The 26,618-nt window shown below is 40.1% G+C and carries 22 protein-coding genes and 1 pseudogene; 8 read left to right on the forward strand and 15 right to left on the reverse strand.

Features of this window, described 5'->3' with window-relative positions:
• Position 1: 1 nt before the first annotated feature.
• Together NSQ61_RS07490 and NSQ61_RS07495 are read right to left on the reverse strand one after the other, a co-directional pair.
• Complete coding sequence (locus NSQ61_RS07490; RefSeq protein ID WP_063389624.1) at positions 2-691, reverse strand: Yip1 family protein; 690 nt, start codon at positions 689-691, stop codon at positions 2-4.
• 231 nt (positions 692-922) lie between these two features.
• Complete coding sequence (locus NSQ61_RS07495) at positions 923-1,708, reverse strand: hypothetical protein (protein ID WP_340806568.1); 786 nt, start codon at positions 1,706-1,708, stop codon at positions 923-925.
• A gap of 174 nt (positions 1,709-1,882) precedes the next feature.
• Here NSQ61_RS07495 and NSQ61_RS07500 point away from each other — a divergent pair, with 174 nt between their 5' ends.
• Positions 1,883-2,584, forward strand: coding sequence for a Crp/Fnr family transcriptional regulator (locus NSQ61_RS07500; RefSeq protein ID WP_130157966.1), 702 nt, complete (start codon positions 1,883-1,885; stop codon positions 2,582-2,584).
• Positions 2,585-3,121: 537 nt separating this feature from the next.
• Here NSQ61_RS07500 and NSQ61_RS07505 read toward each other — a convergent pair.
• Positions 3,122-5,014 (reverse strand): XylR N-terminal domain-containing protein, encoded by a 1,893-nt coding sequence (locus NSQ61_RS07505; RefSeq protein ID WP_340806571.1) that lies wholly within the window; start codon positions 5,012-5,014, stop codon positions 3,122-3,124.
• A 17-nt stretch (positions 5,015-5,031) separates the two neighbouring features.
• Positions 5,032-5,301, reverse strand: a complete 270-nt coding sequence (locus tag NSQ61_RS07510) for a 2Fe-2S iron-sulfur cluster-binding protein (RefSeq protein WP_063389622.1) — start codon at positions 5,299-5,301, stop codon at positions 5,032-5,034.
• Positions 5,302-5,582: 281 nt separating this feature from the next.
• Between NSQ61_RS07510 and NSQ61_RS07515 the strand changes: the two genes are divergently transcribed.
• The gene (locus NSQ61_RS07515) at positions 5,583-6,959 is read left to right on the forward strand and encodes an ISLre2 family transposase (protein WP_340806573.1); all 1,377 of its coding nucleotides are present in this window, start codon (positions 5,583-5,585) and stop codon (positions 6,957-6,959) included.
• A 385-nt stretch (positions 6,960-7,344) separates the two neighbouring features.
• Here NSQ61_RS07515 and NSQ61_RS07520 read toward each other — a convergent pair whose 3' ends face one another.
• The 8 genes from NSQ61_RS07520 to NSQ61_RS07555 form a co-directional block, all read right to left on the reverse strand.
• A complete protein-coding gene (locus NSQ61_RS07520; protein WP_277874811.1) occupies positions 7,345-7,590 on the reverse strand; it encodes a 4-oxalocrotonate tautomerase in 246 nt (81 codons plus the stop codon).
• Positions 7,591-8,049: 459 nt separating this feature from the next.
• Entirely contained in the window at positions 8,050-8,907 is an 858-nt protein-coding gene (locus NSQ61_RS07525) for an alpha/beta fold hydrolase (protein ID WP_144598356.1), read from the reverse strand.
• Between the two features lie 498 nt (positions 8,908-9,405).
• Positions 9,406-10,320 (reverse strand): catechol 2,3-dioxygenase, encoded by a 915-nt coding sequence (locus NSQ61_RS07530; RefSeq protein WP_063389734.1) that lies wholly within the window; start codon positions 10,318-10,320, stop codon positions 9,406-9,408.
• A gap of 61 nt (positions 10,321-10,381) precedes the next feature.
• Positions 10,382-10,807: a GlcG/HbpS family heme-binding protein gene (locus tag NSQ61_RS07535; protein WP_063389618.1), complete on the reverse strand. Its 426-nt coding sequence runs from the start codon at positions 10,805-10,807 to the stop codon at positions 10,382-10,384.
• Positions 10,808-10,836: 29 nt separating this feature from the next.
• Positions 10,837-11,697 carry an FAD synthetase family protein gene (locus NSQ61_RS07540; protein WP_327873339.1) on the reverse strand — a complete coding sequence of 287 codons (861 nt, stop codon included), beginning with the start codon at positions 11,695-11,697 and terminating at the stop codon, positions 10,837-10,839.
• Positions 11,698-11,714: 17 nt separating this feature from the next.
• Positions 11,715-12,200, reverse strand: coding sequence for a flavin reductase family protein (locus NSQ61_RS07545; protein WP_063389616.1), 486 nt, complete (start codon positions 12,198-12,200; stop codon positions 11,715-11,717).
• A 20-nt stretch (positions 12,201-12,220) separates the two neighbouring features.
• Positions 12,221-13,726, reverse strand: a complete 1,506-nt coding sequence (locus tag NSQ61_RS07550) for a 4-hydroxyphenylacetate 3-hydroxylase family protein (RefSeq protein WP_340806584.1) — start codon at positions 13,724-13,726, stop codon at positions 12,221-12,223.
• Positions 13,727-14,393: 667 nt separating this feature from the next.
• Positions 14,394-16,454, reverse strand: a complete 2,061-nt coding sequence (locus NSQ61_RS07555; protein WP_327873336.1) for a thioredoxin domain-containing protein — start codon at positions 16,452-16,454, stop codon at positions 14,394-14,396.
• A gap of 200 nt (positions 16,455-16,654) precedes the next feature.
• Here NSQ61_RS07555 and NSQ61_RS07560 point away from each other — a divergent pair.
• Positions 16,655-17,434 (forward strand): annotated as a pseudogene (locus tag NSQ61_RS07560) (IS3 family transposase); the annotation flags it as partial.
• A gap of 148 nt (positions 17,435-17,582) precedes the next feature.
• On the opposite strand, the gene NSQ61_RS07565 reads toward NSQ61_RS07560, so the two are convergent.
• Complete coding sequence (locus NSQ61_RS07565) at positions 17,583-18,455, reverse strand: AraC family transcriptional regulator (protein WP_066248502.1); 873 nt, start codon at positions 18,453-18,455, stop codon at positions 17,583-17,585.
• A 400-nt stretch (positions 18,456-18,855) separates the two neighbouring features.
• Positions 18,856-20,043: a glycosyl hydrolase family 18 protein gene (locus NSQ61_RS07570; protein ID WP_311067212.1), complete on the reverse strand. Its 1,188-nt coding sequence runs from the start codon at positions 20,041-20,043 to the stop codon at positions 18,856-18,858.
• A 432-nt stretch (positions 20,044-20,475) separates the two neighbouring features.
• Here NSQ61_RS07570 and NSQ61_RS07575 point away from each other — a divergent pair, with 432 nt between their 5' ends.
• From NSQ61_RS07575 to NSQ61_RS07590, 4 genes are read left to right on the forward strand one after another with little or no spacing between them, the layout of a single operon-like run.
• Positions 20,476-21,201, forward strand: a complete 726-nt coding sequence (locus NSQ61_RS07575) for a hypothetical protein (protein ID WP_311067211.1) — start codon at positions 20,476-20,478, stop codon at positions 21,199-21,201.
• A 15-nt stretch (positions 21,202-21,216) separates the two neighbouring features.
• Complete coding sequence (locus tag NSQ61_RS07580; protein WP_066248497.1) at positions 21,217-21,615, forward strand: GntR family transcriptional regulator; 399 nt, start codon at positions 21,217-21,219, stop codon at positions 21,613-21,615.
• Entirely contained in the window at positions 21,615-22,475 is an 861-nt protein-coding gene (locus NSQ61_RS07585) for an ABC transporter ATP-binding protein (RefSeq protein ID WP_066248495.1), read from the forward strand. Before NSQ61_RS07580 ends, NSQ61_RS07585 begins: the two co-directional genes overlap by 1 nt.
• Positions 22,476-22,492: 17 nt before the next feature.
• Complete coding sequence (locus NSQ61_RS07590) at positions 22,493-23,350, forward strand: ABC transporter ATP-binding protein (protein ID WP_340806597.1); 858 nt, start codon at positions 22,493-22,495, stop codon at positions 23,348-23,350.
• Here the strand turns inward: NSQ61_RS07590 and NSQ61_RS07595 are convergent.
• On the reverse strand, positions 23,284-25,065 hold the full coding sequence (locus NSQ61_RS07595; RefSeq protein WP_445659459.1) for an IS1182 family transposase: 1,782 nt from the start codon (positions 25,063-25,065) through the stop codon (positions 23,284-23,286). The two genes, NSQ61_RS07590 and NSQ61_RS07595, sit on opposite strands and share 67 nt — an antisense overlap.
• A gap of 258 nt (positions 25,066-25,323) precedes the next feature.
• Here NSQ61_RS07595 and NSQ61_RS07600 point away from each other — a divergent pair, with 258 nt between their 5' ends.
• The gene (locus NSQ61_RS07600) at positions 25,324-26,550 is read left to right on the forward strand and encodes an ABC transporter permease (RefSeq protein WP_339195327.1); all 1,227 of its coding nucleotides are present in this window, start codon (positions 25,324-25,326) and stop codon (positions 26,548-26,550) included.
• The last annotated feature ends 68 nt before the right edge of the window (positions 26,551-26,618 follow it).

Here is a 26,618-nt window from a genome sequence, read left to right on the forward strand (position 1 = left end):
ACTATGCCCCCACTAATGATTGTGTTGCTCCAGATAATGTCAATAGCAGACTGCCAAGAATGAATAAAACGATTGAAATAGTCCAAGATGCACCTTTTGACAGTTGACCTACATGATGAAGCCCAAAAGCGGTCAATATTGTTCCCCAAATTCCAAAAATTTCGATAGATGACAAAAATGATCCAAGCGCCCCTTCAGCTCCTACAATACTGTTTAAACTAGTAAATACTTGATTAGTGATGTCTCCTCCACCGACAAAATATAAAATAATCGCATTTAACAGTGTTCCTATTGATGTAACAAGAGAAATAAAAACGGTCATTGAAAACATTTGTTTAAAACGAATTTGTTTTCCGGCAATTTTTACAATGGCAAAAAGAATGAGTGCCGAAATCAATAGTGTAATAAGTCCGCCAATGATACCAGACACAAGTGCACCGACTGTTGTAAATGCGCCGACGTAAGCTGCTCCTTCTGCACCTAATTCCTCTTCCACGATGCTATAGTCGACTGATAACACTGAAAGGTAAGCTGCCAAAGATGAAATAATAATGACAACAATTAATGGAAGCAATACTTTTGGCTGTTGTTTGATCCGCTCAAGCGTCTCAATCGGACTTGTCACAATCCCTAACAACGACGGTTTATCCACTTTTTCATTTGAATGCTGAATGTTCAGTTGCTCACTCATTAAAGTCATCTCCTCCATTATAATGATTATTTTCAATTTATTTTACGAGATTGATAAGAATGAAGTTTCACATTTTTTGAATTTCTTACAAATATTTTGAAAAACTTCCCTTAACATGATGAAAAGACCGCAGAAATACATTCTACGGTCTTTTACAGGCTATTAACTCTTTGGTTATCATTTTGTCCGCATGTTGTCTAGCTCTAATTTGCTCCTGCTTGCCGCGTTTTTTTAAAACGGAGCTTGGGTTTGCTGTGCTGATTGTTGATTTTGCTGGCGCACTTCATTGACGTTCGTTTGGCTTGCTTGTCCGCTTAACGGATTGAAGCTGAAGCCGGATGCTTGCTGCGTTTGATATTGGTTCGGTATTTGCTGTGCTGATTGTTGATTTTGCTGGCGCACTTCATTGACGTTCGTTTGGCTTGCTTGTCCGCTTAACGGATTGAAGCTGAAGCCGGATGATTGCTGCGTTTGATATTGGTTCGGTATTTGCTGTGCTGATTGCTGGTTTTGCTGGCGCACTTCATTGACGTTCGTTTGGCTTGCTTGTCCGCTTAACGGATTGAAGCTGAAGCCGGATGATTGCTGCGATTGATACTGATTCGGTATTTGCTGTGCTGATTGCTGATTTTGCTGGCGCACTTCATTGATGTTCGTTTGGCTCGCTTGTCCGCTTAACGGATTGAAGCTGAAGCCTGATGATTGCTGACTTTGATATTGATTTTGCGGTTGTTGAGCTTGGTATACTGCTTGATACTGGTTTTTCGGTTGATAATTTTGCAGCTGCTGTGCTTGACTATGAAGCGACTGAGCCAAATTTTCAATTTGCTGCAAATTTTGCACCGCATTTTGTTCCTTTTGTCCAAATGCTTGTGTCTGTTGTGCTGTAAATTGATTTGAGCTAAATGCTTGATTAGCGTTTTGCTGTTCTTGCTGTTTCAGTACTTTGGCAATTTGTTGAATCTGCTGCAATGCTTGCTGCGCTTGATTTACATACGATTGAATGCGTTGTGGCACTCTTTTTCCCTCCTTATCATTTAAATTCATTTTATTTTTTTGTAATCACCTAATTTTTATTCATAAAAAAATGTGCTTTACATCACAATTCACCATTTTTTCACAATCAAGATTCCTAGGTTCTGGTAAAATATTGGTATATAGATGGTTTCCTTCTTGAAAGGAGGTTTTATAATGGTCAAACAAGTGGCGGATCCATTCTTAACCGATCCATTGAGTGCTTTGCATGAATATTTCGACGGAATCATAAACGTGAGGGAAGGGACGTATCTTTTTCAAGAAGGCATGGAGGTTCATGAATTATATTGCATCCAATCCGGCTTGGTGCAAATAAGCAAAACAACTTCAGATGGAAGAGAATTGGCGCTAAAGATCTGCAAAAAAGGCGACCTTATTGGTGAATTTTCTATTTTTTCAAATGACCCGAAGCACATATTTAACGCAAAAGTTTTGGAAAACAGTTCTATTTATTTCATAAAAAAAGAACGATTAGAATGCAAACTGTTTGAAAATCCGAATCTTAGCCTTTCGTTCCTAAAATGGATGAGCGAGCAATATCAAATTACTCAAACAAAATTCCGCGATTTGATTTTAAACGGGAAGAAAGGTGCCTTATACTCCACACTCATACGAATGGCGAACACCTATGGAGTAGAAACTGAAAATGGCATTCTCATCAATATCGACATGACCAATCAGGAGCTTGCGAATTTTTGCGGAGCAACTAGAGAAAGCATCAATCGAATGTTGAGCAATTTGCGGAAAAAAGGCGTAATTTCTTTTCAAAATAAAAAAATCACCATTCACGATCTTCAATATTTAAAAGATGAAATCAATTGTGAAAATTGCCCCGTTTCCTACTGCCGAATTGATTAAATTGTAAAAACATCTTATATGCGCCTTGTCTTTCAGAGATGGATCCGGAACTTTAAACTGGCAAATCGCCAGTTTTCTTTATTTATTTTTCATTTAACAAAGATCTATTCGTGCATATATTCTGTCAAGTAAAACAATGAAAATAGGGAATACTATGCCGGGACAATGATTCGATCGCAGGACAGGCATTTTTTAAAGCGGCTAAGGCTAAAAAAATGAGAACCTGTTCGATCGTTTCGGGGTGTGCTTCATATAAGTGTCTTTAATCTTTTCCTTCAAATGAAAGGTTCCTGATTTGAGGTTTTGTTTTTTCTTTGCCATTAAAAACCCCCATCCCAGGCAGACTCTTTACACATCATATGAAATGCATCTGTTTTTTTGTCTACCTGAGTAGGGGATACCAAATGGAATTTAACTCAAAATTTGCACTTGATTCCTGCAAATTTTAGAATTTCCATATGAAACTTTTATTATGAATACAAATCACAACCGGTGCCATTCCCATGCAGGAAAATGTCCGTACCTTTAGTGCCTTCATTATTTAATGCCGATATCGATCTCTCCAATCATCATTAATGACTGGATCGATAAAAGAAGTTGATGATGAATCATAGGATTTCGCAGTTCCTGCTGAATAATGCTTTCGATTTTGCTCACCCTGTAACGCAATCCGCTGATGGATAACGCCAAATCTGCCGCTGTCTGTTCCAAGTTACCGCCATTGACTAGAAAGATGTACAATGTTCGCAGGAACTCGATATTTTTTGGATCATCCAGTTTTAAGTTTCCAAGGCAAGCTTTGGCCATTTTTTTTACCTCTTGTTCATTCTTTTCATTAATCAGCACACCAACAACCCCTAACGATTCAAACGAAATGATTTGTTGGTGCTTCGATGATACCCTGACCGCTGTAAGTGCTTCTTTATATGCTTCCCCGGCATTTGACACATTGTTTACTTTGGAGCTGATTCCCCCGTAAAATTTAATAGTAGAGAATTGTGAAGATAGTAAATCAACGATTTTTGACAGCCATGTTTGTATACCTGTTTTGGCAACTTGATCTTCTGTTACCAGCAAAATAAGATGTTTTGCACGCTGGCCAATCAACATGTTTTGTTTTTGATCTTTGTCGTAAGCGGAAAGAAAACTTAAAACTTCTTTTTGCATTTCCAGCTCTTTCGATAAATCATCTTCTTGAAACCGGCAATCCAGCACACAAATATAAAAAGGCTTGGATAAATCCACTCCTATTAAACTAGCTTTCATGATTAAGTCGTGATCATTGCTTTGTTGTCCCGCATTAATGATTTCCTCTAAAAAAAATCCTTTAATCCGTTCATACGATTCTAGCTTCGCTTTTTCATTGAGCAAGCATACCGAGCTGACAGAGGCCAGCCGCTCTAAAATCATAGGAGAAATTGAGGCGTTATATTGATGCAAATCGCGATAAACAAACGAACAATATCCTACAATTTTGTTTTGCAAAAATATTGGTGTCATCAGGCGATCATGATGGCGCAAATGAAGAAGTTGTGTTGATGTGACGATGGCTTGAGGCTGGCAAAAAGGATTTTTTCCTACATAGTCAATAAGTTCGTTTTTATATTGTTCTAATTCATTGGAAGCAATCCCAGCATAGGCCATCGGATGAAGGTGCAGGTTCTCAATTAAAACTGGGATATTCGTCGATTGAAACACTTGACGAACTACGGAGTCTAAATTGTTTCCTTTAATGATTTCCTCAGTGAGCTTCTTATGAACATCCGTCACAAATTTTAAATTATTCCGTTCTTCTAAAAGTTTTTCGTATGTTGCCGCCAGCTCTTCTACGATTGGGGACTCTTCAAGATAGCACAGCTCTTGTTCCGCTTCTTCTCCCCATCGATCCACCGTTTGGCCGATCCAATGGCATTCTTCTTTTCCCATACCTTGACAAGCAATTTCTTTGAAAATCGTCTTTTCTCCGACAATTTCTGAAACGAAACCGCTGGCATAACCAGAAAGGGTAAAGCAAACTGGGATGGATGATGTCTCAAAATGGCGCACATGTTCTTCTGCTTCATAGGAATGACACCAATATCCTTCCATTCTGACTTGATATTTTCCATTTTCCCTTCTGACTTCTAAAAAAGTACATCTCGCTTTCACATGACCTTTCATCGTATGCAGCTTTGGGCCATCTTGAATGTACTCCTCTACTGTACAGTTTGCATGATTCAGCAATTCTTTCGCGTCTTGTCTACCTAGATTCCATCCATACCGAAACAAAAAACCTTTCATCCGTTCAAATCCCATGTCGCGAATTAAATCTCTGCGCAATAATCCGAGCGCATTTGTCGCCACAATCATCGAGCGGGACTTCCCCATATAAATGTAACCGTTATCAAAATTTAATTCCAGCTGATCTAATGCCGATCTTTTTTTGTTCATTTGTTACCACCTTAGCTTTATTCAACAAGATCACCAATCAAGTGGCTGAGCGGATACGTTTTGCAAGCCAATACATAACCTTGTTGCCGCTCCTCATCCGAAAGAGCTCCTTTCGAACACAATCCAATTTTGTATTCTCCCTTTTGGATTTTGACTTTGCACATTCCGCAACCTCCATTTGCACATCCATAAGGAATTTTTACTTGATGAGATCTCGCAGCTTTTAATAAATCAACGCTCTCTCCGCAAGAAAAAATTTCTCCGCCTATATGAATTTGATATACCATTATTATCTCCCTCCCAACATGATAATTTTTCTATTATTCAAGCATGCTCTACAGCATAACGTTATGCGCCATTTTGCACCTGCTTTTAGTGTGAGTAAAATGTTTGTGGGAGAAATTCTTAGAATTCCCCGATGAGGGGGTTGGGAACGTAGGTTCGCAATCCCCCTCATCGGGGCCACCAAGCAAAGCGCGGTAGGATCCCAAGCAGGAAACATGAAAAAAGGACTCTCTCCCTGGTAAGATGTTCATTGACCACACCACAAACAGGAGGAGAGAGTCCCATGAATATTCAACAACATCTTACCACAAATTCGTTGACATGGAAAGAGATCGAACTTGATTTGTTTCGAGCCCTGCAAAACGCCTTCGCTGAGCTGTTTACGGCTCTGTTGGAGGACATCGACCGACAATTGGCGGAAACCCGGGACAAGCGCCGGTACCACTTGAAAGACAAACGACGCACCACGATTCAAACCTTGTTTGGCGAAGTTACCTTTGAGCGAAACTACTATTTAGACCGAGAACAAAACCGTTACACGTTTTTGCTTGATTCCTTTTTAGCGTTTGATGGATCGCAGTCAATCAGCCCTTGTCTAGAAGAAACGGCGGTGGGATTGGCTGTGGAGTGCTCTTCCTATCGCAAAGCGGCTTGTACGCTTGCCCAGATGGTCGGGTATCCGGTGATGAGCCATGAGGCGATCCGCCAGTTGGTGCTCGAGGCTGAAGTTCCGCTGCACTGCCCGGTTGACCAGCGATATGGACGGGTGCTGTTTGTGGAGGCCGATGGACTGTTTGTCTCTCGCCAAGGGAAGGGAAAACGGGCCAAGGAAGACAAAATCCTGACCGTTCACGAAGGGTGGAAGCGCAACGGCTCACGGATCGAATTCGTGAATCAGCGCCATTACGTCCATGAGGGCAAGGGGGAGGTGTGGGAAGGCTTCGAGGAATTTTTGATGAACGAATATGCCTATGATCCGTGTCGGGATCTTCTTGTCATCAACGGGGACGGCGCTCCATGGATTACCGCGTGCCGGGAGTATTTCAAGGGACGGGTCTGCTTCCAATTGGATCGATTCCACGTGGCGCGTGAGTTGCGCCAATGCCTCTCGGGCCATCCACGGTGGCAGGCGATTCGGCAAAAGCTGGCGAAGCAGGATGAAGAGAAGCTGCTTGTGGAACTGAACAGCGCCCTCGGCACGCTGGGGGACGAAGCGAAAGAACAACAGCTGGCTGCCTTGATCCACCGGATCGAATCGATGCCGGGATGCATCCGTGATTACCGGGAATGGCTGAAGGAGCAAGGAGTGGACACAACGGGCATGTATCCGATGGGGAGGGCTGAAAGCGTGATGAGCCAGCTGGCGTATCGGGTGAAATACCGCCGCAGTTGGACAGACAAGGGACTCGGGGCGTTTTTCAAGGCAATGATTGCCCGGATGGATGGGATTCGTCTTTTCGGACGTCGTTTAGGAGAAGAATCGTCGCAGCCGGCAGAGGAAACGGCGTCGACGGCATCCACCAAACAGACGATCGTGAACAAGGCGAAACAACGCGTCCGCCGTCTTTGGCCGGAGATCACGCGGAATAACGTGCCATATTTACAGCAATCGTCCGGGACACCGATCTATCATGCCCTGTCTGAATTCAAGGGATGGTAAAAAAAGGTGTACATATTCGTCCGTCATGGCAAGGGATGAGAGTCCGAAAGCGCTTACGGATGAAATTCAAAAAAATGGTTCGCTAACCTATGACTTACATCTATTTTCAGCGAACCAAAAAAATTCCCACAAAGTCTTGACTGACTCCTGCTTTTACTAGCGCTGGCGAAAAGAAACAAAAATGCATAGCATTGATCGCATCGTTGATGAACATAACATCATGGCTATCCGACACCTATAAGCATAATAAATATTTTTCCTTAAGGTATGTTTTCTTCTTCACGACCAATGCCGCAGTTCTTGAAAGCGTCGAACGGAGTTCTTAATCACGCAACATGTTCCCCATTCATAAACAATTAACTTTCTACTTTTGTATCTGCCGATTTCATCCCTCTTTTTCATGCTCTCTTCGTTTTTTCACAGATTCTCCAGCAATTCCCCAATGTTCTAGAGGCATTTCTTGAATCATGATGCGGACATTTTCTTTCGGCGCATCCAATACTTTGCACACCGTCTCTGTTAATTCATAGATAAGTGTCTCCTTCTTTTCCGGAGAACGACCTTCTAACAAGTGAACTTGAATGAAAGGCATACGTTTTGACTCTCCTTTCCAAAGATAAAAAGGCTTCAACCGAACGAAAGAAGTTCAGGCTTATGGAGAAAACGTTTTGCTATTGCATCGGCTAACTCTCGCTTAGACGATTTCTACCATTGCACTGATTCCTGGTCACGAGAAAGTTTGTTATTGTTCAAATAATGGACCCTGACACACTAGCACCGCAACCGTCGAAATAATGGCACCATTCCTTTAAAAAACTATAAAGATGAAGCATACATCTGATCCAACATTTTTCGTAAATCGTTCTTTTAACATGATGCGGGAAGACAGCCGCTAAAGTGAGAAAATGCGATGCCGGCTGCAAAAAATTTCAAATCGCTTTTAGTGCAGGCTGTCTTTCTAGATAAAGCGTCAATGATTGAAATGTACAACAACCGTAACTGTTGTGTTGTACTAGGCATATTCGCAATGCTGTCTGGCTTTGAAAAAGCGAATCATAACCTTGTTTTTGATAAAAACATAAAAATATTCTTATATTTCATTGTGAAAAAAATGCAAAAGCAAAGAATGAAAGCTGTCTCGATATTCCACTTGCGTCCAATGGCTGCATTGTCCGTAAATCATCATTTTTACCCGCGGAAGATGTTTGGCAAAATAATAACTTGTCTCAACAGGAACGATCGGATCATTCAGCCCGTGAACGAGTAAAACTTGTTGTTGTATGCGGCGCAAAGTGGCGCTTGGCAAAACAAGATCATCTACTATCCGCTGGCGAAGCGGAGGAAACATTGCTTCATAGGAACGGCGCACGGCAGAATTCATTGCGGCCTCAAAGCGCATTTTACTAATACTGTTAAGATTGTCTTTAATAAAGCTTTCATCATATGCAAACCAGCGAATGATCTGCGCCATTGCCTCTGCGGATGGATCCTCATAAAACCCCCAAACACGGTCAAGTTCTGGAGTCAATCGAAACGGAGCACCCGCCGAGCCCATCAACACAACGCGATCAATTCGATCAGGCGCCTCGGCCAATAAATGAAGAGCAACAGCCCCGCCTAAAGAATTTCCCACTAAATGAACGTTTTTCACTTCCAATTCATCCAAAAGGTCTTTAAGCTGATCCACCCATAACCTCATCCATGACCGGATGCCTTTCGGAGGTGAAGACGGATGTTCCGACATTCCAAAACCGATTAAGTCTGGCGCGATACAATCAAATCCCTTTTCCTTGAAAAAAGGGAGCGCATATTGCCAATTAGACCAAGCAGTTGCTCCAGGACCGGACCCATGGATAAAAAGAATCGCTTCATTATTTCCGATGCCGGTGCGGTAAAAATAAGTTTCATAGTCTCCGGTTTTGACACGGGCACTTGTCGCTTCTTGCAAACCAATTCCTCCCCTCTCTACTCTATTATCGAATCATTTTCCAACACGTACTCCTGACACGAAATTAATTGACGCAATTTTTAGAAAATACTAATTATCCCAATCGTAAACGGTATTTATTGTTTATACAACTCCATTGTTTCATAATAAGAAACAAAAGGAAAAAATAACAAACTTTTTCATACGTTTGTATTCCTAAAAACATGTTCCTTTAGATGTATCAAAATGAAACGTACTATTAAAGAAATCTCTGAAAAAAATTAGGCATGGAAACCGCATCAAAAGAACAATCCGTAAATTATGAATTCGCATGTCCGTATAAAAAGAAGCTGACCCCAAACATCGACTTCAAGCGATTTTCGGTCAGCCATCTGAAGCATTTCTTTTTTAAGAATGCAAAATAAATAGCGAAGGGGCTGCAAACATCCCTTACGTGTTTCCCGAATCAGAAGAGATGATCGAACCCCTTTAACAAGAATATTCTTGATCTTTGTATTTTTATGTTAGTGCTTTAGAGAATGATTCAATGAGTTCTCTTCGATGATAGAAAATACCTGTTCCAATTTTATCTTCCGTCCAAGTAATGGTCGGAAAGTCTGCATAGCTCATATAACCGCTTGTGTATGCTTCATTTCTATTGCCGGATGGATCAAAAAAGTAAACGGTAAGGCCTCGTGTAATGCCGTGTCTTGTTGGCGTCACTTCTGCTTGAACATTATTTTTGGTTAAAATATCTGCTGCCTTTAATACTTCATACCAGTTATCGACATAAAATCCTGCATGATGAAATTTCGCATCCGGTCCTTTCACGAATGCAAGATCGTGACCTTTGTTCGTCACTGACATAAAGCTTCCGACTAAATCTTCTCCATCTACCGTAACGATTTTCTCGGTTTGTCTAAAACCGAGCACTTCCGTAAAGAAGCGGGTTGCTGTTTTTAAATCATCGCCTGTTAAAAGAGCGTGATCCAATCGATGCGGAGCAATTCCTTTTAGTCCATCCGGCCATGGATCTGGGTTTAGATTCCCAGTTTTTGTCCCTACTTGTTCTATTTCCGTATACAGCTCCATATGATGGCCTGTTGGAAGCTGAAAACGAACCGCTTCTCCTTCTGCTAATCTAGTACCTTTGGAAATTCGGGAAAGTTTGCAGCCAAATTGCTCAATTTTATATTCTAATTTTTCCAGCTCGTAAATATCTTTTACCTTAAATGCCATATGATCCATTCCAGCTGTATCGGATTTTTGCAAAATGATGCTGTGATGGTCATATTCGTCCCAAGCTTTTAAATATACTCGATTTTCCTCGCGTCCCGTCACTTCAAGCCCAATGACATTTGTGTAATATTTTACAGATTCTTCTAAATCCAACACCCGAAGCTCCAATCTCCCTAATCTTAAAATTTCGCTCATTTGAATCCTCCCTTTCATTGAAAAATCTTATTTTAATGAATTTGATCATCAGCTCTTTCCATTAAACCGTTTCCAATAAAGATAACGCAGCCTCGCAGCACAATCTGTCTTCTTCTTCTGAGCCGCCGCTGACCCCGATTCCTCCAGCTAAATCGTTTCCGTCATAAATCGGGTACCCTCCTCCAAAAACGACAAGCTTTTCTGTATGGACAATCCCAAGGCGCAAGCTCGGCTCATCTTTGATCATGTCATACCATTGATGGGTCGGAATCCCGAAAGCCGCTGCCGTATAGGCTTTATTTTGAGCAATTTGTATGCTTAAAAGAGGCGCCTCGTCCATCCGGAAAAACGATTTCAAATTTCCGCCTTGATCCACAATAGCAATGTTCACTTTCACTCCAAGTTCTTCAGCCTTTTGTACCGCTTTGTCAATCATTTGTTTCGCCAAGTCACTGCTGATGCTTTTTTGCTGTAAAAACGCCAACATTTCTTCCCCCTTTCCTAAAGTCAACACCGCTATCCTTTTGTAAATACTAGATTTTTCTCTTCCTTTTCTTCGATCTCTAATGTGAAATCGAAACTTCTGGCAATCCATTTTACTTTGACTCGAGAAATACTCCACACAGAAGATATGGATGGACCAAGCCAATAGATTTTTTTCTGCTTAGTAACAAGCACGCGTCCCTCAAACCACCCTTTTCCTATATCAATTGCCACGTCGTAGCATCCTTTTGGAGGAAGCATATAGTACCGATCCAAAATCAATTCATCTTTTGCATCAGTATGGATCATTTTTCCTTTTGTTTCGTAAAATTCCCCCAAGTAATCAGGAAGTTCTTCCATCAATCCTGATTGAATCTTATTTCGAATCAACGTAGAACTAATTTTTTCATCGTTTCGTTTGACATTTTCTACTTTCGTGACAGTGATTGAGTATCCGCTGTCTTCCTCCATCGTATCTAAACTTCCTTTTCCTTTTCGGCCGTACGTGAAGTCATATCCAGCTGCTACATGCTTGATTTGCAGCGGAACTAAATATTTCTGGACAAATTCCTTCGGCTCAAGTCTTGCAAATTCCGATGTAAATCGTATTAAATAAAAGTAATCAATGTCTAAATGGGAAAACTTTTTTGCTTTTTCGGCAGGCGGGAGCAAATATTGGACACGTTTTCCCGTTTTGCCGATTATGTCTTTAGGGTGCGGAAAAAAGCTGATAACCGCTGTTTTTACCCCCATTTTTTCCGCCAAGTTTTTAGCGGTCTGAATGACTTTTTGATGTCCGAGATGAACGCCGTCAAAAAACCCTAGTGCAGCAACGACAGGGCAAGAGGCAATAAGATCTAGATCATTTTGATGATCAATGATGATTGTTTTCAATGAAATGCCCCCTTTTTTTAGCTCGACGCCGTCGCTTGTTCGCTTTGAGCAAGCTGATGGTATTTTCCGCTGAAAAACAGAAGCGGATCTTGCTCTGTCATGTTTATATCCGTCACTTCCCCGATGAAAAGGACATGATCACCTGCTTGAACCTCATTAACAACTTGGCAGGAAATTTGCGCAAGAGCATCTTTAATGACCGGCAGCCCCCCTAGCTGTTCAAATTGTACATCGACTGGTTTTTCCAGCTGCCCGGCAAAATTCATCGAAAGCACTTGTTGATCGTGCGACAAGATGTTAACGGCATATTTTTTTGATTGTTGAATTTTTTCCAGCATTTTCGCTTTTTCTCCAATGGAAATTAATACAAGCTTCGGATTTAAGGAAATGGACATAAAGGCATTTGCTGTCATTCCATGAATATCTCCGTTATGCTCCGTTGAAATGACCGTTACCCCTGTAGCAAATTTCCCCATCGCATTGCGAAACAAGCGATCGTCCATATCCACCATCTCCTTTCCTTTTATTTCTGAACAAGTTCTTTTTGTGGAGATACCCAAGTATCATTGAGCCAACCGTTTAGATCGTAATCATCCAAAGCGGAATCGACAAACGCTTTAAACCGGTCGGAATCTCCAGTTGCATCAGCAATTTTTAACGTCTCTAGACGGATGTTCTCATGGTTGCCCGCATAGTTGATTTCATAAAGCTCATGACGTCCGCCAAATTCCGTTCCGATCGCATCCCAAATCATTTTCATCAATTTCACCCGTTCTTTTGCATCAATGCCTGAACCGCGATAATAACGATCGAGATACGGACGCAGCTCCGGATTTAAAAAGTCGCTGGCACTGGAAGGCAATTGAATGAGGCCCCCCGCAACGATTTGTTCAAAGATTTGTTTGACACGCGGCCATACCATTGGAGCGAGCACACGGTAAGCAGCGCCGTACTGAAGGTTCGGAAGTGCAACGCCATTTTTCGTTTCACAATTGGCTGCCATTGCGGTAGAAAGAGCCCAAAACATATTGCGAAGGGCAATAACCTCACCGATATTTGCCTGAACCCCACGAAACTGCTTCGTACCTGCCGCCTCTGTCGCTTTCATTAATAAGCCGACCATAAAGTCAAGCTTGACGGCAAAACGCGTACAACCTTGGAATGTAAAGCGGTTTACAAATCCCGTTTCAACAAAAAACCCGTTTACTACGTTTACATTTTTGTAGGCAAGTACGTTCTCCCAAGGAATAAATACATTATCTAATACAATGACTGCATCGTTTTCATCAAAACGGCTGGAAAGCGGATAATCAAACGGAGAACCTAACGTTTTTGCGATTTGTTCATACGATTGACGGCTGATCATTTTTACGCCAGGCGCATTCATCGGTACAAAGAAGACGAGTGCATGGCTTTGATCACCATCTCCTAAATCTTGAGCTCCATAGTTAGAGACGAAGTTATAATGAGTTAGTGCAGCTGCCGTTCCCACCATTTTGGCACCGTTTACAATAATACCGTCATCCCGCTCTTTTACAGCGCGAACATAAACATCTTTATTTTCATGAAGAGGTTTTGAACGGTCGACCTGCGGATTAATAATCGTATGGTTAATAAACGGAACTTCTTTTGTTGTTTTTTTGTACCAATTTCGAGCATTGCCCTCAAAACCTTCGTAATAATCCGCAAACGCTTTCAAATGTGCTGTGAAAGAAGCTTTATAATCAGGGGTGCGCCCCATAAAGCCATAGCTCAGCTTGGCCCATTGTGCAATCGCATCTCTTGCTTCTAAAAGATCTTGAGCATTTTTTGGTTCTTTAAAAAATTTGTGAGTTTGATAGCCTTCTTCAGTAGTCGTCGTTAAAATTTTTCCCATCTGTTCATCATGAAGAGCATCATACATTCTTGCTATGGAGCGAGCAGAGTTTTCGTAGGCAGAATGTGTTGTAACATCATCAATCTTTTCTCCATTTAAATAAACAACCCTGTTATCTCTTAAACTTTCTAAATATTCCTTACCATTCATCATCTTTTATCACCTTCCTAAATGAAAATATAATGAACTGGTATTTCCTCTACGGTTCTATCATATAATTGATTTGAATTTTCAGACAATGACAGCGTTTGTTTAAAAATCATTGAAAACTAAACAATTGTTGTTGAAAATACACAAAAAAGACTGCCTCATTGCCAAACACCAGCATTGCGTCAAAATGGCAACAAGCTGGCGATTTGAGCGTGAGACAGTCTTCTCAAATAATATTCATACATATCTTGGCTTCGATCGCTTCCGGTGAATAGTCTCCAGGCGTTTTTTATCATATAATGCTCATACATATCCCTGTCTAATGTACTGAAATGTTGTAATCACATTTCCCGCTGATCTTTCAATGACCTAGCAATGTGAGCTTTCTTAATCCCTTGTGCTATCTGGGCATTGCTCTTTATTCCAACATGTTTGCAGCACCGCCGATAAGATCAGCGTTTCTTCTACGCTGCCAGGAGCCGAATCGTCAGCAATCGGATCAAGTCACCGATCAGAAAGTGCTCTTTAAACTGCAAACGAACGACTCCCCGTTTTCAGGATTGTCCTTTCACATAAAAACCCCAGTCCGAGGCAGACTTTCAGAACATCGTATTAAATGCATCGTTTTTTACTGCCTGCCTGTTGGGGATAATAGTATCGTACATTTTCATTATAAGTTCAATGTATTTATAACTTCCTCTACATCTGTTGTCGGCTGTTGGCAGGCAAAGTTTTCACATATATAAATAGTTGTTTCATTATTGATCATGCGATAATTTTTCGCAAATTCCGCAATTTGTGCAAATTGATTTGGATCTTCAGCAACTAACACTGAAAGTTCCATTGTATACGCCTGTTGAATACGATTCAATAATCTTTTCCTTTTGCTGCAATCTTTCGGACCAATAATGACAACCTCTTTTTGCGGCAGCTGTTCCATCAAAAGGCTTTGCAAGAAAAACGTATGACCGCTTGGGTATTGCTCCACTTCTTCTTTAAAAATAGAATACATTTGCTGAACGCTTTCGTGTAAATCCAAATTGCCGGTCAGCCTGCTCAATTTCAAAAGCGCGAAGGCCGCAACGCTGTTTCCTGAAGGGAGCGCACCATCATAAATTTCCTTCTCCTTGACAAGCATTGCTTCACTGTCATGACCTGTGAAGAAAAATCCGCCATTTTCTTGATCCCAAAAAAGATCAATCATTTTATCAGCAAGTTGTTTACCTTTATGCAAATAAGTTAAATTAAATGTCGCTTCATACATTTCGATATAGGCCCAAAGAAGGTATGCATAATCATCAATGAACGCCTGTTGTTTTACTTCGCCATCGCGATAGCGCACCATAACCCTTCCGTCTACAATTAAATGATTTTCAATAAAATCCAGCGCCTTTTTTGCCATTTCGATATATGCTTCCTGATCAAAAACAGCTCCTGCTTTTGCTAGTGCAGCAATCATGAGAGCATTCCACGCGGTCAGCACTTTATCATCAACATGTGGAAACGGTCTTTCAATTCGTTTTTCAAAAAGCTTTTGTCTCGCCTGCTCCAATTGCTCTTTTAGCTCTTCCAGCCCCATTTGATAGGTAATTGCCGATTTTTCTTCATTCGTATGAATGAGATTCGGGATATTTTTTCCTTCAAAGTTCCCTTCTTCAGTTATATCGTAAATATGACAAAACTGTTCGCCTAGTTCCTGCCCGAGAATCTCTACCACTTCCTGTTTTGTCCATACGTAAAATTTCCCTTCCTCCCCCTCAGAATCTGCATCAATGGCAGAATAAAAAGACCCTGATTCATTCCGCATATCCCGCCGGACAAATTCAATAATTTGTTCTGCAATTGTTTTAAATTGAGGGTTTTGGGTCACTTGATAGGTCTCGGAGAATGTATAAAGCAAAAGGGCATTATCGTACAGCATTTTTTCAAAATGCGGAACGAGCCACATGGCATCTGTCGAATATCTGGCAAATCCGAAGCCAATATGATCCCAAATCCCTCCCTTTGCCATTTGCACAAGCGTTTTATTCACAAAATAAAGAGCATTTTCATGTTTAGTCCATTCGTAATATTTCATTAAAAACATGAGCATGTGAGGAATGGGGAACTTCGGTGCCTGACCAAACCCTCCATAAATTGTGTCAAAATTGCTTGAAAGCTGATGAAACGTTTCATGAAGAACGCTTTGCTTCAGCTCACCTTTCTTATTTTGACTGGCATTTTTATTTAAAACTTCCGTTATGCGTGCTGCTGTCTTTTCAATTTTTTCATGCTCTTTTTGATAAATTTCCGAAAGCTGCTGCAACACATCGATAAATCCCGGACGTCCAAAACGGCTTTGCTTAGGAAAATAAGTGCCTGCATAAAAAGGTTTTTGATCCGGTGTGATAAATACATTGAGCGGCCATCCGCCTTGCCCCGTGAGAATCTGGCATACCCTCATATATATGGAATCAATATCTGGTCGCTCCTCACGATCTACTTTTATAGCGACAAACCGTTCATTTAATATCTTTGCAACTTCTTCATCTTCAAAGCTTTCATGAGCCATGACATGACACCAGTGACAGGTTGAATAGCCGATGCTGACAAGCAAAGGTTTGTTTTCTTTTTTTGCTTTTTCAAAAGCTTCTGATCCCCACGGGTACCAGTCAACAGGGTTATAAGCATGCTGAAGCAAGTACGGAGACTTTTCAGTGATTAATCGGTTAGGTTTATTGTTCGTTGACATACGACACCTTCTTTTCTCATGAATTTTTATTTTCATAATAGCCTTGCCCTAAATTCAAGTAAAAAAATTCGCTTAAAGGATCATGTCATTTTTGAAATGGAAGTCTGCGATCTGCTTAATAAAATAGGATACAGTTATTAACTATTCGATCTCCTGTTGCATATAACCTGCTTTAATATATAGTTCCTTTTATTAGATTCGGTATTTCACGAGTTGCTTTCTATAAGTGGTTAAAACGTTCGCCTTCCTCCCGAGAACTTCAGAATGAAGAAATCGTAAAAGAGATGAAAGTTCTCTATGAGAAAGTTGACGGCATCTATGGTTACCGTCGAATGACTTTGAATATAAATCGAAAGCTTGGTCAGAACTTCAATTACAAACGAATTTATAGACTGATGAAAGTTGCCGGTATACAATCTGTTATTCAAAAAAAGAAGAAATCTTATAAGCGATCTACCCCTCAACATGTTGCAGAAAATATATTGAATCGTGAATTCACAGCGGAAAAGCCAAATGAAAAATGGGTAGCTGATGTCACAGAATTAAAATATGGTTCATCAAAGAAAGCCTATTTAAGTGCTATTCTTGATCTATATGATGGATCAATTGTGAGCTATGTTTTAGGACATTCCAATCATAATCATCTTGTATTCAAAACGTTGGATCAAGCCACCGCACTTTTAAATGGAGAGCATCCACTTATTCATAGTGACCGTGGGTTCCAATATACCTCTCATGGTTTTAAACGTAGGATAGACCAAGCAGGGATGACACAAAGTGTGTCAAGAGTAGGCAGATGTATTGATAATGGGCCAATGGAATCTTTTTGGGGAACGCTTTAAATGCGAGAAGTATTATTTACAGACATTTGAAGAATTAGCTCTTGCGATGGATGAGTACATCCGCTTTTATAATTATGAAAGGTATCATAAAGATTAAACGGCCTTAGCCCCATGGAATATAGAGCTAAAGCCGCTTAGGTATATTTTTATTATTTCTACTGTCTACTTGACAGGGGGCAGTTCATTATTAGACAGCCCCTTCATATTTTTTAAACTATAAACACTTGAAAATTAATATACCATTATTAGGAATTAATTACAAAAAGAGATAACTAATGCTTTTTTTTTACTTTTTCAGTACCGGAATCCAAATTTCACATTTTACAGTCGGGGAAGTTAAATCTTTGCTTCCGATTGATAAGATTTCTGGACCTTCTATTTGTTCATAGTTTGAGGTTGGAAACCATTCAGAATAAATGCGTCCCCATACATCCTGCAGTGTATCAGGAAATGGTCCGATTGCTTCGAATACTGCCCATGTTGAGGCAGGAACTACAAGTTGTGTAAATTCAGCTGGACATTCCTTAGTTGTTGCTACGCCAATATAGTGATCAAGCTCCCCTTTTTCCTCCATTCTGCCTTCAGAAAAGTTCGTGGATGCTTGAATCAGGCCTAAAGGCTCGACATTCGAAAGTTTTTTAAGTTTATTGATCTTTTCATCATCTAAGCTTTTCCACATCGAGGCAATTTCCGGATTAATTCCTTTGAAAATGATCGGAACTCTTTTTTTAATACCAACAATACGAAATGCCTCTTTTTCTACAATTCGATAGTTCATTTCATTTCCTCCCTTAATTGTTAACTGGAAGGTCATTCGTGGATAAGCTTTCAATAAATGACCACGATTTCTGGCTTCTGACGGTGTTATACCATGCAAGTTTTGAAAAGCTCTTGCAAAAGAATCTGGTGAGTTGTACCCATATTTTATCGCAATGTCGATGACCTTTACGCTGCTATCTTTAAGTTCAAATGCTGCAAGAGTCAGGCGTCTGCGGCGGATGTATTCTGATAGTGTAATACCTGCAAGAAAAGAAAACATCCTTTTAAAATGATATTCGGAACAGCAAGCGATTTTTGCCACCTCTTTAAAGTCAATATCATGTGTAAGGTTTTCTTCAATATACTGTATGGCTCTGTTCATGTTCTTAAGCAAATCCATTATATGACCTCCCTTGATTACAAGAATAGCAGGAGCTGAATGGATCTACCCGATATTTTGTGCACAATTATGCAGGGTGGTGATATGATCATGTGCATTTTTGCGCAACCTGCTCAGTTTATGAATAAAAACGGTTTTATGATGGAACAAGTGAAATAGATCAGGTAAATAATGAAAGCAATATGTTTGTTTAGTATTTGGTGAAATGATCATTATCATAAATAAGCAAAGAAACGGCTCAATTTTCATAAACGGTTTTCGAACAAGTCCCTAAAATAAATCAAGTAGAGAAAAACGAGCTGTTTTTCTCTACTGATTTTGTATACCTTCGATTTTGATATGCAAGCAGTTGACGCCTTCTTCTTTCAGAATGTTGCGGGCTAATGCCATTTTTCTCCGCTTAGTGTCTTTGAATAATAAACTCCTCTTCAAGCAAAGTCCAATTTTGAGGGAAAGGCTCGCCAAGCACCCAATATGCCACTCCATTCAGTCCGTATTCTTTTACGAGATTAAACTTTGCCTGCATGCTTTGTTCATTTTCAAACCAGACCTCATGTGTTTTGTTTTGATCATCGGTGTAGCGAAACCAAGGTGCCTGCGCCTCGTTGTCATACTGAATTTCAACTCCTTCTTTCGCCGCTAGGTCTGCTGCTTCCGCCGGAGCGATTCGTTTGGCAAATTTACCGCCTTTTTTGTATGGTAAAGTCCAATCGTACCCATACAAAGGGGCGCCCATCACAATTTTGTTTCGCGGAATGACGGAAACGGCATAATCCAGTACTTTGCGAACTTGCGGAATCGGTGACACCGCCATTGGCGGACCGCCGGACCATCCCCATTCATACGTCATCAAAATAACAAAATCTGCTAACTCTCCATGTCTCTTATAATCATGGGCTCCGTGCCATGGTCCTCTTTGTTCATCGCTCGTTTTTGGGGCCAATGCAGTTGAAACCGTAAAGCCGGCTTTGCGAACCTGTGGCAAAATCGTTTCGAGAAAGCCGTTATACAGCTCACGATCCTTTTCCCGAATATGTTCAAAGTCGATATTTAAAGCTTTATATCCTTTTGCTTTCATCGTCTGAATAACGCCATTGATCAAACTTTTAGAGGCTGTTTTATCTGTAAAGATCCGATGAGCAATATCCGGTGAAAAATTTCCTTCTGTAAAATTGGTGATGACCATCATCGGAATCGCACCGGATTTTTTAGCAGCTGCGAGTGCTTCACTGTCTTCAATTGGAACAAGACTTCCATCGGCGTTCACTCGGTAGCTGAAAAAAGCTACATATGATAAATGCTGACTGACACCTTTTAAGTCAGAAACGGATTGCTGCGGAGTGATCGGCTCAAGAAATCCAATTGAGTTAATAGGTCTTTTGTCGCGGGCCGTCTGATCAGGGTTTACCTTTTGGATTCGTTTTGCTGGAGATTGGCTATGCTGTATCCTAATGAGCGAGCTATCTCCTTCATTCTGAGTTGTCGTTCCTTGCTGTTGATCATAAGAAGCGCCCTGCTTTTTATCATTTCCATCTCCGCATCCAGAAAGAGCGAGCGAAAGGCAGAGCAAAATGACAAATTTTCTCATCACAACATCTCCTCTTGTTTTTTCTTATACTTCCTAAACAAGAGGATGAATATTCCCGAGTTTTTCACTTCTGTCCATAGATTCAGCAAATATGCGCTGGAAAAAGTATTTAAAAAAAGACTGTCGCAAAATTACATAGAAATTTTTCATCTGCTGTTGACCTTTTTACAGTTCCATTTTGCTGCGTGTTTCTCCGTACATTTTTTTCATCAGTTGCTTCGAATTTTTTTATTTACATCCTGTGCTCCAGAAGTTGAAATTTTTTTGCAGTCCTTCTACATACCGTTTGGAGTTACTTAAAAATTTTTAGAACGAATGTTGTTGATGCCTATCCATACATTTTTTCAAAAAAGACTGGTCAAATTTAACAAAACGTTATATAGTGTGTATATAGATATACACAGTAAAACAGTTCACTTGGAGGAGATCAATATGAACGATTGGAAGGAAGCGTTTTGGCTAGCAAAGTTTGAATTAAAAAAATTGAAATTGGGATTTGTATTGCTTGCCTTGATGGCCATCACGTTTTCGATGTTTTTCGCCACTGTCATTCCGAAAAATACGGAAAGAAGCACCGTTATGCTAGATTTTTTGTTCTTTATTGTATTTGGTTTTGGAACTGCATGGATCAAACCGAAAGAATTTAATCATCAAAAAATAGGCGGCGACTTTTGGGCCCTCCCTTTTTTTATTACACTTAGCCAGCTGCCGATCCAAAAGGATGTGCTCATTAAAAGCAGATTTATCATTTTTTTCGCCTTTGCCGTTCCTTACTATTTAGGGGTATCGATTCTTACTTATGTGTTTTCCCCTGATCTTAGAGCAGCGTTGGACTTAAAGGAATATTTCGCATTTATCATGATTTGGATTGGTATTGGCATTCATTTAGGAGCTTCGTTTCCAGCTAGTGATGTCGGCTACCGGCTTTCAACGGTGAGGTTTGCCCTTTATATATTCGCTTTATTTTTTGGATTCATGTTTATCTTTACGATATTTAACGTTTTATATGGAAACGGCTTTGTGCCTTTGACGATGCTCATGGCGGAAAAATGGCCTCTAGTAAGTATTATTGCGTCAGTTCTTTTCGCTGCTATAGGCGTGCTCTACTCGCAAAAATATATGTCCAAAAAAATTGAAAAAATGGATTATTTATTTTAAGAAGGAGGAAGTTGAATGGAGCTTCCTATTCAGATTGCAAAAGATTCTCCGGAGCCTATTTATTATCAATTGGAAGAACAAATTAAAGCGCTGATTGCAAGCGGTCAGCTTCCTGCTGGTTCACCGCTGCCTTCGATCCGCACCCTTTCAAAAGACCTTGAAATTAGTGTGATTACGACTAGACGCGCCTACCAAAATCTTGAATATGAAGGGTTTATCCAGACAACACAAGGGAAAGGAACGTTTGTAGCTGACATAGACGATGCTAAGAAAGAAAAAGTAAAGACAGAAACGGTGTACAAAGCTATTCAAACCGCTGTACAAACGGCGCTCCGCCATGACTATACGTTTGCAGAGATTGAGCAAATCTTTCAACAAGTAATGGTTGAATTGCGGGAAAAGGAGGGTTCTTAATGCAGCCTTGGTTAGAAATCATGCAGTTAAGAAAAACGATCGATGATTTTCAATTAGGGCCAATTGATCTTTCGTTTGAGCCTGGAACGATTCATGCACTCATTGGGAAAAACGGAGCTGGTAAAAGTACATTAATGAAAATGCTGATGAATCTTGCGAAAAAAGATGAGGGGCAGATCCGCTTATTTGGTCAATCAATACAAAATCGTGATGAAAGCTGGAAGCAGCACATCTCGTACCTGCCGCAGACATTGATTGGATGCAATTCCTTTAACGGATTGGAATTGATGAAGCTCACTTCCCATTGGTATTCAACATGGGATCAGAAATATTTCGACCAGCTTGTACAAATGTTCGATATCCCTTTAAGAAAGCTATATCGAAATTTATCACAAGGTGTTCAAAAGAAATTAAGCATCGCCTTAACTTTAGCCTGCGATACCGACATTTTGATTCTTGATGAACCAACCGCTCATATGGATATCCCTTCAAAACAAATGCTGATGGATATTCTCGTAGAATGGATGGAAAGAAGCGAAAAGCTGATGATCATTGCCAGCCATCAAACAGATGATATTCGAAAGCTTGCTGATTATCTAATTGTACTGAAAAACGGACAATTGCTTGGAAAATTTGAAAAAGAAGAATTAGCCAGCAGATATAAACGTTACTTTTTGCAGCGGCCTCTGCCAAATAAACCGATACCGGGTGAAGTTGGAAGAAAAGGAAAGCAAATTGTCATCACTCAACAACAAGAAAATACAGAACAGTATTTAATAGAGCATCAATACGATTGGATCAAAGCAGAATCGTTAGAGTTGGAAGAAATTATCACGATTATGCTCAATCAACCAATTTAACAGAAAGGAACATAAATATGAACGAAACGGTTTTAACAGTTGAAAAATTAGGAAAATCATTCAAACATCAGCCGATTATCCAAAATATATCGTTTGAAGTGAAAAAAGGGGAAATTATGGCGGTATTAGGACCGAACGGGGCTGGAAAATCAACGATCATTCGCAACATTATGGGGATTATGTATCCAGATGAAGGAAGCATTACATTCCACAATAGCCAAAAAAATATGATCCCGCGCCATAAAATTGGCTATTTGCCGGAAGAACGCGGTTTATATAAAAATGTCAAAGTAATGGATATTCTCCTTTATTTAGCAGATTTAAAAAGCTACCCATTAAAAAAAGCAAAAGAGCGGGCTAAAGTCTATTTAAAAAAATTTGGCTTAGAAGGAAAAGAACAGTCATCAATTGATGAACTATCAAAAGGAATGGGACAAAAAGTACAGTTTATCGCTTCGATCCTGCATGAGCCTGAACTGCTCATCTTAGACGAACCGTTTTCCGGATTAGACCCTGTGAGCCAGGAGTTATTTAAAAAAGAAATAAGAAGCTTAGCTAATAACGGCACAGCGATTCTTCTATCTTCCCATCAAATGAATATAGTAGAAGAGATGTGTGACAGATTATTTATGATCCATCGCGGCCGCAAGGTGGTTTATGGATCGATAGAGGAAGTAAAGAAAACATATGCGAATTTCAAATGTGTCATCCGCGGAAAAAATGACCGCGCCGTACTAGAACAAATTTCTGGTGTTCAACGAATAGAACAAAATGAAGATGTATCAACTCTTTATTTAACAAAAGACATTCAACCTGCCAAATGGTTAAAAAACCTTCCGGAATATATGGGGCTGTCCGATAAGTCCCTAAAATGAAGCAAGTGGAGAAAAACAATTCGTTTCTCTCCACTTGCTTTTATATTTTTTCGATTTTTATCTGAAAGTAGCTGGCGGATGCCGGCTACTTTCAGGAAGTTGTGGGCTAATGCCACAATCCCAAACTCGACATGTACCTTGTCGAGGCCCCGCAAAGAAAATCTGCGGAACGACCGATTGCCCTTGATGTGACCGAACACACTTTCTGCCTCGACTTTGCGTCGAGCGTAGATAGCGGCTTTCTCTTCACATTCAAGGGCTGTTTTGGCCTTTGCTTTCATTTCTTCGAAGATGGGATTCCAGTGAACTTGACGATTTCCTTTCGCTTTTGTGCATTTCGCTTTCAATGGGCAATCGGTACAATCTTCACATTCGTATATTTTGAAGCTTTGTTCATAGCCAGATGGATTCTTTTTGTTTTGGTATTTTTTAAACGTTACTCTCCTTCCATTCGGGCAAATAAAACAATCATCCTCTTCACAATAGGTCCAGTTTTTGGCATTTTTAATGTCTTTTTTGTATGTACGTGTTTGTTCTTTTACATAGCTCCCATAAGGAATTAGAAACTCAAACCGGGGCTCTTTCTCATCACCAACTGCATATACATAGTTTTCTTCACTACCATAGCCTGCATCCGCAATAACTGTTTGGGGCATCGGTAATGAAGTGGAGGCTAGCTTCTCCATATGTGGGATAAAGCAACGTGTATCGGTCGGTCGTTGATGAATAGTATAAAACAAGATAAACTGATTCTCTGTCCCCATTTGCACGTTGTATCCGGGCTTGAGCTGACCGTTTTTCATATGGTCTTCTTTCATGCGCATGAAGGTTGCGTCTTTGTCTGTTTTCGAGTAGCTGTTACGGTCACCGAACATTTCCTTTTGTTCCTTGTATCTTGCCATTCGGGGCAGGAAATCTTCACGAATTTGTTTCACCGATTTCTTTAATTGACTGCGTTTTTTTCGCTTCTCTTTCCGAATGGATGTATCGGTCTCCTTTTCGATTTCTTCCGTTAGCGTTTCAACTTTTTCTTCTATTTCTTTTGCGGTTTCCTCCAGGTTTTGTTCGGTGATCTCTGTATGTTGATCGCTTTCCTTTTGCCCTGTTCCGGCTTCTAATTGGGTTAATTCATGAATGTGCTTTAGTGTTTCTTGGATTTTTTCTTTTAATTTCTCTTCGAATTTCAAAGTGGATTTTTTCCACACAAAAGAATACTTATTGGCATTGGCTTCGATCTTAGTGCCATCCAAAAAGTAGTTTTCCATCGTGATGTAATGTTCTTTTATCAATTTGAGAATCATGACTTCAAAGAGCTCATCCATGAAAGCTTTCATCCGTTCCCCTCGGAACTCATTAATGGTGCGAAAATCTGGTTGTTGCATCGCTGAAAGCCACATGGCAGGAATATTTTCTTTAACGAGTTTTTCGATTCCTCGGCAGGAATAAACCTTTTGAGAATAAGCATACAGAATGATTTTCAGCATCATTTTGGGATGATAGGAACTTCTGCCGCCGCCTTTATAATGAGAAAACAATTGTTTATCTGGTATCGCCTCCACCATTTCGTCCACGACACGTGCCACGTGATGTTCGGGTATGAGAGATTCAATATCATAAATCATTTGAACTTGACGGTTGTTATATGGTTTGAAAGTAGGGGCTAAATTTCTTTTGGCAGGAGTTTTTTCTTCTTTTCCATCTAGAGGAAGTGTCATTTGTGTGTTATAATTTTCACGAGTAATCATATGATTGCTCATAAAAAATCGTCCTTTCTGTAATGTTGTGTGGTAACTTCATTTTACTAGAAAGGACGATTTTTTTGTGCATTTTTTTTAAAAAGTGAAAAATGAGGGGCTCCAAAAAGTCAGTTACCCTGACTTTTTGGACAGCCCCGCTTGACCGCATTTCCCTGCATGAAATCTTTATTGATGTTGCCACAGATCAAAATTTATTACAGGAAGCTGGTGAAAATTATGAGTAATACTATAAAAATAGCAAAATGGGAAATAAAGCGGAATTTAAAAAACAAATCATTTATCATCAGCTTGTTTATAACGCCTATTCTCTTTTTAGCTTTTTTCCTGCTCGGAAATCTTGCCAATTCAGATGAGGATCAAAGTGTAACAACTGTTTATGTCAATGATAAGCTGAATATTTTGCCAGCCTTGCAGGAAGCAGTACAGCTTCACAACCTTCCATTCAAGCTTCAGAAAACTGGCATCGCGGAAGATAAGATAGAAGATTTGCTAAAAAATAGAGAGAATACAGCCTATTTGTTTATCGGTGAACAGTCATTAACGGATGGCGTTGTCCCTGTTTACACAAGCGATGTGATTAGCCCGATGTTTGCCAATCAAATTCAGCTGCTGGCAGAGCCGTTAAAAGCTTTGCAGTTGGAGCAGCTTGGTTTATCGAAAAATCAATTAGCAGCCATTTCGAAAGGAATCGTCTTTGAACAATCGACCGTTAGTGAAATCTCAAAAACTGAAGGCGGAGGAAGAGAAACGGAAAAAATTTTAGAACGCATTGTACCAGGGGCCTTTGCCAGCATCATTTTACTATCCATTGTTTTTAGCGGCATGATGATTTTTCAAAGCGCCTCGCAGGAAAAGAAAGATAAAATTGCGGAAATCATTCTTTCATCGGTCACGCCAAAAGACCTCATGCAAGGTAAAATTATTGGTTATTTCCTATTAGGAATGTTACAAGTTGTTGTATTTTTCATTTTTATCATTCCAATCGTTTTATGGAAAATTGATGTTCCGATATTTCACTATTTGTTCGTTCCTCATCTTTTTCTTTTCATCGGGATTGCCCTTTTAGGCTACTTGCTGTTTTCGTCAATTTTTGTCGGCATCGGCGCCACAATGGCAGATATATATACCGCCGGCAACTTTCAAGGATTAGTTATCCTGCTGCCATTTTTGTCATTTGTTTTTGTCGGACCTGTGCTGACAGATCCAAGCGGGCTATGGGCGCAAATCGGCACCTATCTTCCATTCACATCACCCGCTGTTTTGATTCTTCGTTTGTCGATATTAGAGGAATGGCCATGGGCGGAAATTGTCATATCACTTGCAATCTTAATAATAAGTGTTTGGATCTTTATGAAACTAGCTGGAAAAATATTTAAAGTCGGCATCTTAATGTACGGAAAAAATGCCACGCCAAAAGAAATATGGACTTGGATCAGACAATGATCAAAATAAAAAAATCGGCTAAACGCCGATTTTTTTATGGTTTGGTGAAGATGAATAACATTTGCAAG

Source organism: Aeribacillus sp. FSL K6-1121 (genome assembly GCF_038003725.1).
In the GTDB taxonomy this organism is placed as follows: Bacteria; Bacillota; Bacilli; order Bacillales; family Aeribacillaceae; genus Aeribacillus; species Aeribacillus composti.

Excerpts from the sequence above, each read along its gene's own strand:
- NSQ61_RS07490 (WP_063389624.1), bottom strand. The coding sequence starts at position 691 with ATGAGTGAGCAACTGAACATTCAGCATTCAAATGAAAAAGTGGATAAA.
- NSQ61_RS07500 (WP_130157966.1), top strand. The coding sequence starts at position 1,883 with ATGGTCAAACAAGTGGCGGATCCATTCTTAACCGATCCATTGAGTGCT.
- NSQ61_RS07505 (WP_340806571.1), bottom strand. The coding sequence starts at position 5,014 with ATGAACAAAAAAAGATCGGCATTAGATCAGCTGGAATTAAATTTTGAT.
- NSQ61_RS07510 (WP_063389622.1), bottom strand. The coding sequence starts at position 5,301 with ATGGTATATCAAATTCATATAGGCGGAGAAATTTTTTCTTGCGGAGAG.
- NSQ61_RS07515 (WP_340806573.1), top strand. The coding sequence starts at position 5,583 with ATGAATATTCAACAACATCTTACCACAAATTCGTTGACATGGAAAGAG.
- NSQ61_RS07530 (WP_063389734.1), bottom strand. The coding sequence starts at position 10,320 with ATGAGCGAAATTTTAAGATTAGGGAGATTGGAGCTTCGGGTGTTGGAT.
- NSQ61_RS07535 (WP_063389618.1), bottom strand. The coding sequence starts at position 10,807 with ATGTTGGCGTTTTTACAGCAAAAAAGCATCAGCAGTGACTTGGCGAAA.
- NSQ61_RS07545 (WP_063389616.1), bottom strand. The coding sequence starts at position 12,200 with ATGGACGATCGCTTGTTTCGCAATGCGATGGGGAAATTTGCTACAGGG.
- NSQ61_RS07550 (WP_340806584.1), bottom strand. The coding sequence starts at position 13,726 with ATGATGAATGGTAAGGAATATTTAGAAAGTTTAAGAGATAACAGGGTT.
- NSQ61_RS07555 (WP_327873336.1), bottom strand. The coding sequence starts at position 16,454 with ATGTCAACGAACAATAAACCTAACCGATTAATCACTGAAAAGTCTCCG.
- NSQ61_RS07565 (WP_066248502.1), bottom strand. The coding sequence starts at position 18,455 with ATGGATTTGCTTAAGAACATGAACAGAGCCATACAGTATATTGAAGAA.
- NSQ61_RS07570 (WP_311067212.1), bottom strand. The coding sequence starts at position 20,043 with ATGAGAAAATTTGTCATTTTGCTCTGCCTTTCGCTCGCTCTTTCTGGA.
- NSQ61_RS07575 (WP_311067211.1), top strand. The coding sequence starts at position 20,476 with ATGAACGATTGGAAGGAAGCGTTTTGGCTAGCAAAGTTTGAATTAAAA.
- NSQ61_RS07580 (WP_066248497.1), top strand. The coding sequence starts at position 21,217 with ATGGAGCTTCCTATTCAGATTGCAAAAGATTCTCCGGAGCCTATTTAT.
- NSQ61_RS07585 (WP_066248495.1), top strand. The coding sequence starts at position 21,615 with ATGCAGCCTTGGTTAGAAATCATGCAGTTAAGAAAAACGATCGATGAT.
- NSQ61_RS07590 (WP_340806597.1), top strand. The coding sequence starts at position 22,493 with ATGAACGAAACGGTTTTAACAGTTGAAAAATTAGGAAAATCATTCAAA.
- NSQ61_RS07595 (WP_445659459.1), bottom strand. The coding sequence starts at position 25,065 with ATGACACTTCCTCTAGATGGAAAAGAAGAAAAAACTCCTGCCAAAAGA.
- NSQ61_RS07600 (WP_339195327.1), top strand. The coding sequence starts at position 25,324 with ATGAGTAATACTATAAAAATAGCAAAATGGGAAATAAAGCGGAATTTA.